Source organism: Scytonema sp. UIC 10036 (genome assembly GCF_009725235.1).
On the sequence record NZ_WJFC01000322.1, the window covers coordinates 1 to 10,383 of the forward strand.

6 protein-coding genes are annotated in these 10,383 nt (G+C 36.1%); 3 read left to right on the forward strand and 3 right to left on the reverse strand.

What is annotated here, in order from left to right; translation table 11 throughout:
* Together F7734_RS66615 and F7734_RS58720 are read left to right on the forward strand one after the other, a co-directional pair.
* On the forward strand, positions 1 to 523 hold a 523-nt coding region (locus F7734_RS66615; RefSeq protein ID WP_347566476.1), incomplete at its 5' end, for an ABC transporter transmembrane domain-containing protein.
* A 2,043-nt stretch (positions 524 to 2,566) separates the two neighbouring features.
* Positions 2,567 to 2,722 carry a hypothetical protein gene (locus F7734_RS58720; RefSeq protein WP_155753403.1) on the forward strand — a complete coding sequence of 52 codons (156 nt, stop codon included), beginning with the start codon at positions 2,567 to 2,569 and terminating at the stop codon, positions 2,720 to 2,722.
* A gap of 2,197 nt (positions 2,723 to 4,919) precedes the next feature.
* Here F7734_RS58720 and F7734_RS58730 read toward each other — a convergent pair.
* Entirely contained in the window at positions 4,920 to 5,114 is a 195-nt protein-coding gene (locus F7734_RS58730; protein WP_155753407.1) for a hypothetical protein, read from the reverse strand.
* A 1,811-nt stretch (positions 5,115 to 6,925) separates the two neighbouring features.
* On the opposite strand from F7734_RS58730, the gene F7734_RS58735 reads away from it, so the two are divergent.
* On the forward strand, positions 6,926 to 8,881 hold the full coding sequence (locus tag F7734_RS58735; RefSeq protein ID WP_155753409.1) for a hypothetical protein: 1,956 nt from the start codon (positions 6,926 to 6,928) through the stop codon (positions 8,879 to 8,881).
* Here the strand turns inward: F7734_RS58735 and F7734_RS58740 are convergent.
* Positions 8,878 to 9,318: a hypothetical protein gene (locus F7734_RS58740; RefSeq protein WP_243147623.1), complete on the reverse strand. Its 441-nt coding sequence runs from the start codon at positions 9,316 to 9,318 to the stop codon at positions 8,878 to 8,880. The genes F7734_RS58735 and F7734_RS58740 overlap by 4 nt on opposite strands.
* Positions 9,315 to 10,383 (reverse strand): GUN4 domain-containing protein (locus tag F7734_RS58745; protein WP_166482813.1); only part of this gene is annotated, 1,069 nt, incomplete at its 5' end. The genes F7734_RS58740 and F7734_RS58745, both read right to left, overlap by 4 nt.

Here is a 10,383-nt window from a genome sequence, read left to right on the forward strand (position 1 = left end):
ATTGTATATTTATGCTTTTGGGCTTCTTGTGGGAGCAATTTTAGGAACATTTTCTATATTTTTCAGAAAACAAATTGCACTTGATTGGTATAAATGGCTCAACAATCAAATATTAGAGAAATATTTTCGCAATCGGGCTTATTATAGAATTAACTTTAGAACCGATGTTGATAACCCAGACCAACGTCTATCTCAAGAAATCGAACCGATAACCAGTAATGCTCTGAGATTTTCAACTATTTTTCTCGAAAAAATCCTGGAAATGTCCTTTTTTTTCATAGTTATATGGACAATTTCTAAACAAGTAGCTATTCTTATCGTTATTTTTGCTTCTGTAGGCAATTTGATTACTGTTTATTTAAATCAAGGATTAAACAGGATTAATCAAGAGGAAATTGAATCTAAAGCAGACTACAATTATTCCTTAACGCATGTTCGGAATCATGCTGAGTCAATAGCTTTTTTTCATGGGGAAAAGCAGGAATTAAATATAGTAGAGCGTAGATTTACTCACATTTCTTAAAAATATAAGAAAGCAAGATTAATTGGAAAGAGAAAGAAATTTTAGCAGACTATATCAAATAAGTATCCTATTTACCTTTTTTATACTAGGACCCTTATATGCTAAAATGAAAATTGTTATGGACAACTTGCACAAGCAGCTTATGGTTGTAGTATGATTGCTAATGCTCTGGGAGAATTAATAGTGAATTTGGAACTCTAGGAGATTTTCTAGTTACGTTGAGCGTTTGAATGAATTTTCGATGCTTTAGAAGAAGACTAAACAACCGAAAATGTTAGCACTATTAAACAATAGAAGAAAACCATCTCGCTTTGAACATGTCACTTTACAAACGCCTAACTATGAGCAGACGATCGTTGAAGACTTATCACTATCTGTTCAACCAGGAGAAGTTTATTGATTGTTGACCTATGGTCGAGGGAAAAGTTCTCTATTGAGAGCGATCGCAGGGTTGTGGAATGCAGGTATGGCCGTTTGGTGCGACCTTCCTAATGAAGTTATTTTTTACCCCAACGTCCTTACATAATTTGGGAACATTGCGCGACAGTTACTTTATCCTCAGAGAACTCGTCAAACGAGCGATCGAGAACTCAAAGAAGTTTTGCAACAAGTCAACTACAAAACTTGCTTAGTCGAGTGATAGCTTTGATACAGAAGAGCATGGAGAATAATCTTATCGCTGGAGAACAACAACGTCTTGCATTTGCACGACTACTAATACTCATCCTAGATTCACTATATTAGATGAGCGACAGTGCTTAGATTTGAAAAATGAAGGCAATTTTATGAACAATTGCAATCAACGAAAACAACTTTTATCAGTGTTGGACATCGAGAAAGTTTGTTTATAATATCATCAATGGGTTTTGGAACTTTTACAAGATTCTAGTTGCAAATTCTGACTGTGCAGGATTATCAGCAGCAAAAAGCAAAAGAAAATATTACCAATCCTCCCGAAAACTCAAACGACACAAGAGACAGAAAAATATTACCAATCCTCCTGAAAACTCTCAAACGACACAAGAGACAGAAAATATTACTAATCCTCCGAAAACTCTCAGATTACAATAGATGTGCCACAGAATGAATCTGAAGTAACCAAACAAGCACAATTAGATTTCTCATCAGGAAATGCAGATATATAACAGCGCTGCATAAGCACCATTAGAAACAAGCAAGACAAGGCAAGTCATCACTACTAAGATGGCTTACCTACCGTTATGATAAAGACCCCAAGTATTGAAATGGTCAGAGTTTAGGAATTATCAAGCTAATCTGCATTACAGCGTTTGCATCTGAATGAGGTACACCCCTTTCATCCCCCTAAAGCATCGGGGGGGACAGAGGGGTAATTTTTGTACCTCACCAAGGGAATACCAAAAAATAATTATCCCAAATCCAAATAAACGTGTAGGCAATACTGCTCGATAAGCGTTTTTGTAGGTTGGGTAAACCCGTGTGTGAAACCAACAAGCTGATAAATGTTGGTTTCGTTCTCAACCCAACCTACTTAAATTGAATTTTTAGCTTAACCGACAATATTTGAACGTGTAGGGGCGCAATGCCTTGCGCCCTACGACTGTGGTCTATTTACCTGAAAATGGCTGTAAGTGTAGAGAATTTGCAGGATGTAGAAAATTAGCAGCTATGCCTTTCCAGCACAGCTGCCTTCTGAAATAGCACGTATTTTAGGATGCTTATCGCCCTGTTAGAGGAGCTAAATGGAGCTAATTACCTTCTTGAGAGTTCCTTCTTGCAGTCCGCTCGAGTCATGCGGTAAACTTGCGTGACGCTTTCTGATTACTTTTAACAAAACCATAACGTTGATTAATTCTCGGGCATAGAGATTCCACTCTGATGCGCGAAATTCGACAGTTTCCCAGGAGTATATTCAGGATAGGGTCTGTAACTATTAATTCCTCAACAGGCTCGCCTTAACTAATAAGGATCTAGATATAGCCCTTTATTACAAATCTTAGTGATGTGTAATAAATCCCATATCTAACCACAGCGTCTGTTAGGAGAAGTATTTGCTTTCGAGCCATGAATAATATTTGGGTGATGGATAGAACATCACCGGGTTTAATTCATGTCTACAACTCAACCTTTTCCAACCAGCTTTTCACAACAGAAGATCTACAGAAAAAACAACTATTAGGTACATCTGAGCCTGTTCTGCTTAAGAGTGGTAACTTATGACTACCTGGTATCATTTTTAAGCACATTACTGCAATTACTTGCATCAATTGTAACCATAAGGTAAGTGCATTCATTGGCTGCAAATTCAATAGGCACCGTCTTGATGCATAACACTGCATGACCATCAAATGCAGTTTACAGATAGTGAGCAGTAAAGCAAGCCAACTCAGGTCTAGAATATGTTGCAATTTTCTGTAATCTCTCGTACTTACCAAACGTACAAAAAGCATCATCACGCATTAATGGATGAGGAAGTGTTGGGGCGTAAATGAGGGTACTTTGTGTTAACCATTGAACATGATTGTTTGCTTCTGCAATTAAGTCTGAATCAATACATTTCTAAAATAGCAACCCATTTTTTCAAATTCGTCACAATTTTCTGAGGCTCAGAGAAAATCGTAAAATTCTGGCGACCTGTGTTTGTTTTAGTAATCATTGTTGTTTTTTGTCAATTTATTCCAAAACTGCAAATCATTGGAATCAATGGAACTGATTGAGATGACGTCAAGAATAAGCTAAAAACATTTAATTTGCATTAAAATTTCTATCTCTTACGGATGACATCTTAACCCCCCAGTGTTATGCAAATTAGATGCGGAACAGCTTATAGTGTGTGCTTTGGATATGAAGCTCTGATGGGCAAGTTTGCCAACTAGTAGCGTTCCCACTTAATGTAAATGATGTGACGCAAATCAGAAAGCAAAGATTGGTACTTATGCAGTAGTAATATATATTTAAATTGTTCTTTTTACCTTTCATGTAATTATCTTTTTAGGTCTGGGTACTGTTTTCTCACTAAACACTTCTATCACCATCCTATTTGAGTTACAAACTTTCGTTTAGACGGTTAACTGTTAACTGTTATTATGTCAGTAAGAACAAGATTGTTTGGGGGCATTTAGGAACGCTATATGTTGTCGTTATTTAGGATTCGAAGTAGAATTACACTTATTCCTAAACTCCTGCCAGAAAAAAGCGGGTATTTGTGCTAATAATCGCATCCAGAATATGTCAAAAGTAGTTGTTCAATTTTCCTTCACCAGAAGTTTACCCAATGTTTAGCGTGTCGAAAGAGTATACTTGATGCCACCACAAAACTGTATGAAAAGCATCTCCACGAGTTCAAAACACACTCTATGCACTTCGCTTTTGAGAATTTAGAAATTTCTCAAAATCTGGTTCATCAATGTTAACTTGACTAAGATGTGGTATTTTTGAATATGCAGAAAAGGATATAGAGAAAAGTTTGTTTTGGTCAAAGAAAAATCCGCTTTCGACCGCTACATTGAGCTAATAGATTATGCGATGCATCATAATGTATAGTGGGAATATTACCATGAGCGCCTAACCAAGATTTATAACAACAACAATTTTTTGTCAAAGTAGTCTGGAGTTTCGATTTCTTGAACGAGTTCTGGAAATAATGTTGTCATTGGTTGACCCTGGAGATATAAGAATTACTCGTGGATCTGTTTTTTTCCAGAAGACACTCATGAAGTCACTGAACTTCATTGTTTTCTTAACGAAGCAAATCCTGTTTAGTATCGCCCATGAACTCCATACTTGAGAAACATAACATCAACTGTCTATTGCCTACAGTAGTACTGAGGTAATCAGGAGTCCATGAGACAGTGCTTTCCACCACTCATTCCTCCAGTGATGATAACGGTTTCTCACAGACAAGAAGCTCGTTGGAACTCCTCGGAGTAGGTTGTGAATACGCTCAATCTGTACACTTCAGTGAATTTAAATTGTCTTGTACGTTTGTATTCATGTTGATGTGGTTAAATTAAAACTTTGTCAAGTAAGGCTGTAGTGGTGTTAGTCGCGGCTCACCAAGAATTCTGTCTGGTGCCCTTGAAGTTTGTATATTGTTGATGCTATTGTAGGAGATAATCAGGAGCCTGCGGTCTAGGGAGAAATGTTGGTGCCGATCCATGTACTAAATTACAATGAAGAAAAGGACAGACCCTGAAGGACCTTTTGTGCGATATACTTTTTCATTAGCTAGTGTGGCGATCGTTTCTTTACTGAGGAGTACTTGAGAGTAGCTCTGAAATTAGATTCCAATCGTTTTGTTGACTATAACTTCAGATGTCCTGTTTGTCCCAAGTGAAACAAGCTCTCTTTGTGAGAACCCGGAATGAAATACATAGGCCGTTAAACTCATTAAATTCATCCAAAAAAACTGCTACACTTAGTGCTTTCGTGATGGCATACCATCTTCTTGCCCCAATATATAAGTCTTGATGCCACGCCACAAATCTCTCCAAAAGCGCTTTAAAGTTGATTTTAATTGGTAAACGTATACATCGCTATTGAGAATTTCACAAGCAGATGTTAGAAGACTGGGATGCACCAAGGAATCGAAAATTTTTGTGTAGTGTGGCATCCGTGAAGAGCACGCACTGTTTTGTTATCTTTTTCTAAAATCCGTCCTGGTGTATCTTTTGCTGTCAAATCATCGACAGCAGCCGCATTGCCTCGACTTCTTTTGTTGAGAAAAGCTCTGGATAAATATTAGCCATTTTCCTGTAAGATTCTATTTGCTGTTTTCGTTAATTTCATGTTTTTCTCTTTACTTATCTAAGTATGAACTGTGTTGTCTTTGAAGGTCATAGAAAATACCTTTTTGAAGTAGCATGGATTTGTGCTGCAAACAAAGGAAACAATGGCGAGATCGCACATTATTCCTCTATCAAATGCAATAGCGATTAAGACGTTCTGTGGATAGTTAAGTAGACCTTCAAAACAGTTAAAACACTTAACACTCTTAAGGGATAGTTAGATATTTAAGAGATATTTAACGAGATATTAAGATATTTAAGAATTTTGAAATTTTATGAATTAAAATAACAAATTGTAACTTTTCTGTAGCAACTCCTTTCCATTCTCAAATTCCACTCCTGCATTTAGTGGGCTATGCCGACAGCATTGAATGCAATACTGCGTAGGTTTTGCATAAAAACAGCAAATTACGTAGTTGGGGTTGAGGAACGAAACCAACATTATCGCATTTGTTGGGTTTGTTCCTCAAACGCCAGTAAAGGTGCGGAGGGAAACCTCCTATGCGCATTCGCGCCACGCACACGGTCAGGTGCTCCCCAACTACGTGTTTTCGTATTTTTAGGCTTAAGCGACCAGTATTGGTAGTGGTTGCACTTAATTCTGATAGTAACACAATTTTCCTCTCTCGTTCCGGAACAAGAGCATGAACTTGCAGTACAAGACTATAGATGAAAAATTTTTTTTGAGTAGACTAAAAAGCAGAATATTAACAGTTAAATTATCTTGATTACCAAGTTCATTCTCAACATGAATATCTCCGAGCATTTATATATGATTAATAATCCAGTTCTTACTATTAAAGATTTTCAACCCATAAATCGAGTTTTGATACTCAAATCCTGCCGATAGCAAGAAAAATCACGAGGTTATTAAATAGTCTTGAGCCATTGCCAGTTATGTCAGTGAGTTCTAGCAGCAGCAACAGTAGCTATGTTGAATACAGCTTGGCAGTGACTTTCTCAACTTAACTTCTTGGAGAAGTGATATTCGGGGATGGTGGAAACTTGTTCTTAACTTAGGTTTAAGAAAATTAACGATAGCTTTATTGTTTTTCCTGTGTGGAATCCCAGTCTTAATTATTATAGAGTTGATACAAGAAATCTGTCCTATCAAGTTACTATTCCTGAGTTAATCCAAGAATATTATTAATTTATTCAACTATTTAGGAGGATTACTTTACTGAGGCTCTCAAATTAAAACTTGAGTCTTTAGAAAATGTAGCTTAGTTTTCTCACCTTCGGGATTTATTTACAATTTGTCATAATTTTAATTTAAATTAGAGGATATTTTTGATCTTGATGCTGATGTTCCATACATGAAAATGCAATTGATGGAATTATCGACGGCATTTTGGCAACATGAAATCCAACTATCATACCAAAATTCGGTTTTTTTAAAAAAGATAAAGAAGTCGAATTGATTTAAAGGATTAATAAATTCTCAAAGTTTGAATTAACATTTGACGACAAAATCACATTGTATCAATAATTTTTAAAGATATTGATTTGCAGCTTAACAAATGGAATTCCTATTATTAACAGCTTGAAGTTAATTAGTCCAGAATTGATTATAACACCTCAGTCATTGTTTCACCCATTCAGAACTAGATCGATTAGTTTAAGCAAAGGAATTAACTTGATTGGAGATGTTAATTTTGAGAATCTCCATGCAAATTTTGCTAATTTTATTCACAGTCAGTTAGGAGTTACCTGCTTAAAGGTTTATATTACTTTTAATCCTGTAGGCTTGGTTAATTTAACGGGTAATATTCCAAGAAATATTCTGCTATATTCCCTAAATGATTTTAATGCTACTTTTAGTAATTTGCTTTTAGGGTTAGATATTGGATCTGATTTAAAACCAAGTTTTGGAGTAACCGGAAACTTGGCTATCCAAGGCTACGATCCCACGCAAAAAGACGAACCTGTATTATTTCTTGCTGGCAAACTTGCCCTCGAACCCGAATCCATAACCGCATGCTTCTTTCAAGAAGGTAAAAACTCTTGGTGTAATCCCTATGGCTTGGTAGGAACTGAACTTCGCAATATTGGTTTTCAAGGAGGTGGAACTTATTTACCTCCCTACTTCGATAACTTTGGTTTCATTGGAAATTTAAAATGGCAAGAAGTAGACCTTGAGGTAGCATTTCTCTTAGACACTAACGATCCTAAGAAATTAGCTTTTCTTTTAACGACCCATGAGCCAGTTAACTTAGTCGATTTGTGGCAAGGACCAATCGCTTCTGGTGTTCTGAAGCAAGCAAGTTCCTCAATCAGTTTAGTAAACAAAACATTAGAATTTTTAAATACCTTTTTGGACTTAAACATCGAATCCATAGATCGCCATGGAGACGGAAAACTCGATCCCTTAGTAAAGTATGTTCTTTTCCCAACGACAATTGCAGGTCAACCGATATCAGAAGGGTTGGAAATTAATGGCAAGATGACTGCTTGGGGACATGAGGCGACCTTAACCCTTTATGGTGACAAAACTTTCAATAAAGTTGAGGGTTCTTTGAATGTTCCTGAAATCGATTTAGGATTTCTGAAAATTGGCGGAACGAATGACGATTGTTTAGATTTAGCTCTGAAAGTAACGCCTAATGAGCAATATCTTATGGGGGATGGTTACGTTAAGTTTTTTGACAATGAAATTGCGAAGGTTGAATTTCAGATTACGCCTACCAATGTCATCTTTAAAGACTTTGACCTGAGTTTGGTCAATCTGTTAGCTATTGATGTTGATACCCTTAGTATTGAGCTTGAATCTGGCTGTGGGAGTGGTATTGGAAAGATTTTAGTGTTGGGAAATACTTTAGCAGGTACTACGTTTGATTTTACCAGGGATAGTTTGACTCTGAAGAACACCAAGCTGAATTTAGCAGGTTTCTTGACTGTCGATCTTCCAACTCTCACGGTTAACGTGACAAATAAGAGTGCGTCGGGAACAGGAAATATTACTGCTTTTAATCAATCTTTAGGGAGCGGTACTTTATCATTTAACACTTCTAATACTTCATTCGTCACCATTGATAACGGTTCTCTCGGTTTAGGGGATGTTGTGAAGCTGAACGTTCCTAGTTTCAAAGTCGATTTAACAAATAAAAAGCTTTTTGGTGTTGGAGATATTACTCTCCTTGGCAAACAATTCACTTCATCAGGCATTAGCCTCAATGAAAGCGGATTTCAAGCTCACAGTAATTTCAATTTTGGTATTTTAGCTTTCAGTGGTGCTACAGTCACTTTCAACAAAAAGACTAATGGTAACATTGATAACTCTGCTAGTGTTGCGGGAAACCTCAAGTTTCTAGGTTATAATTTTGCTAACGTCACTGCTAGCGTTAATAGCTCCAGATTAACTGTGTCTGGTAGCTTCAATTTTGGTGGTCTTTTCATCCTCAAAGGAGCTAACAATAAGAAAAATGCAACCATAACACTTAACAAAGCAAAGAATGAGGTATATAGATCTGTCAGTATTGCTGGGAGTTTTTATCTGTTGGGCAAAGAGTTGACTTCGCTCGCTGTTAGCGAGCAAGGTCAAACTTTAAAAGTTTTCGGCATAAAAATTATCGGAAAAGCTGAAAGGAATTAACTTACCTTTGTCCCAACAAGGAATTTATCTACATCTCTTGCTAGAAAGTAAGAATTATTGATTTGAATAATTTCATACACTTCTGTTCTCAGCAAAGAACTAACACTAGCTACCATATCTGCAAGATGTACTTTAGGTAATACTGGTAACTGGAAATTGAAAAATGACTTAGGAACAGTTTTAACAATTAAACACAATTTTCTGTCATTTATATGCCACACGCCAGTAAATTTATTACCTGTTATTAATTCTCTTGGTTTGGATAAAAAGAATGTTTGAATTCTGGTTTGTTCATAAGTCATATCATCTTTAAATGAGATAGAAAATTTTTCCCAATCTGTATTAAAACGCCATTTTCCAAAAAGTAAAATTTCTATTTCTACATCTGAGAGATTCATATTCTTGATAAGCTCTATTTTTGAGCGATTGTTAGTCATAAGAAAGTATCGTTACAAATTTTTACACGTGAAAAGAATAAGTGCATCTGCCATACAAGCCATGACCCGACCCGCCAAGCTCCCATTGAAAGGGGTTCCGCAGATGAATTTAGGGATAGCTCAAAAAGATTCTGGTCATAATGTAACCATTTGACCGGTAGGTGTCCCATGGGTGTCATGGGGGATAAATTAAAAGTGAGTTGGTCATATTCTAACCAGATTCCCTCTTTTCGCCAACCAAGGCGATCGCCAAGTCTCTTTTCTGTTTCATAATCTACTTGACCACCTATTTCGCTCCAAATACTTTGCTGAATACTAAAGCCGAAATAACCACGGCTGTATTGTTGCCAAAGGCGATCGATGGTATGAAGAGCTGTACAAGAAAAGTTATTAATATCTTCTTTGTAAACTTCATTCCAATCATTTCTACCCATGATTTTTAGCATTAATTTAGCAGTTTCAATATCGGCTTCTTTCCACTTGTACTGTTCGAGGAGCTTCTGTAGTTGACTATAATCGATATTTCTACTGCTTGGAAATTCTTTTATCAATGTAACATCATTATTGCTTGTGTCTACCAATTCTATTTTTTCAAGAGAAGGTATAGAATTTGTAGCAACAACATTTGTCTCTTCTATTCCCAGCAATTTTCTTTGAATGACAAGTCGATCTGACGTATAATTAGATATTGAGTCAATGACTTTATCTAAAGTAATGATATCATCACTTAGTTCAAAATTATGAAATTTTTCATCTAAGAATTGAGATTTATTAAAAGCATCTTTTAATCTATGTTTTTTTTCGTAACTTACTACTAATATATCGAGAAACTTGTCAGAAATTGTATCTGTTTCTTCTAGTTTTAATAAATTCAAGGGAGAATTTAAAGCACTATCTGCTAAATTCTTAATTTCCCCTACAGTTGCGTAAAAATCTGCATCTAATTTTACCACTTCATCTATTAAAGATTGAAATGGACTAAAGTACTCTTGTAAAAAATTTTCAAGATTGACTGCTGTTTCAGCTATTTTTGCTATCTCTTGACGAATTTTTGTGGCTCTTATC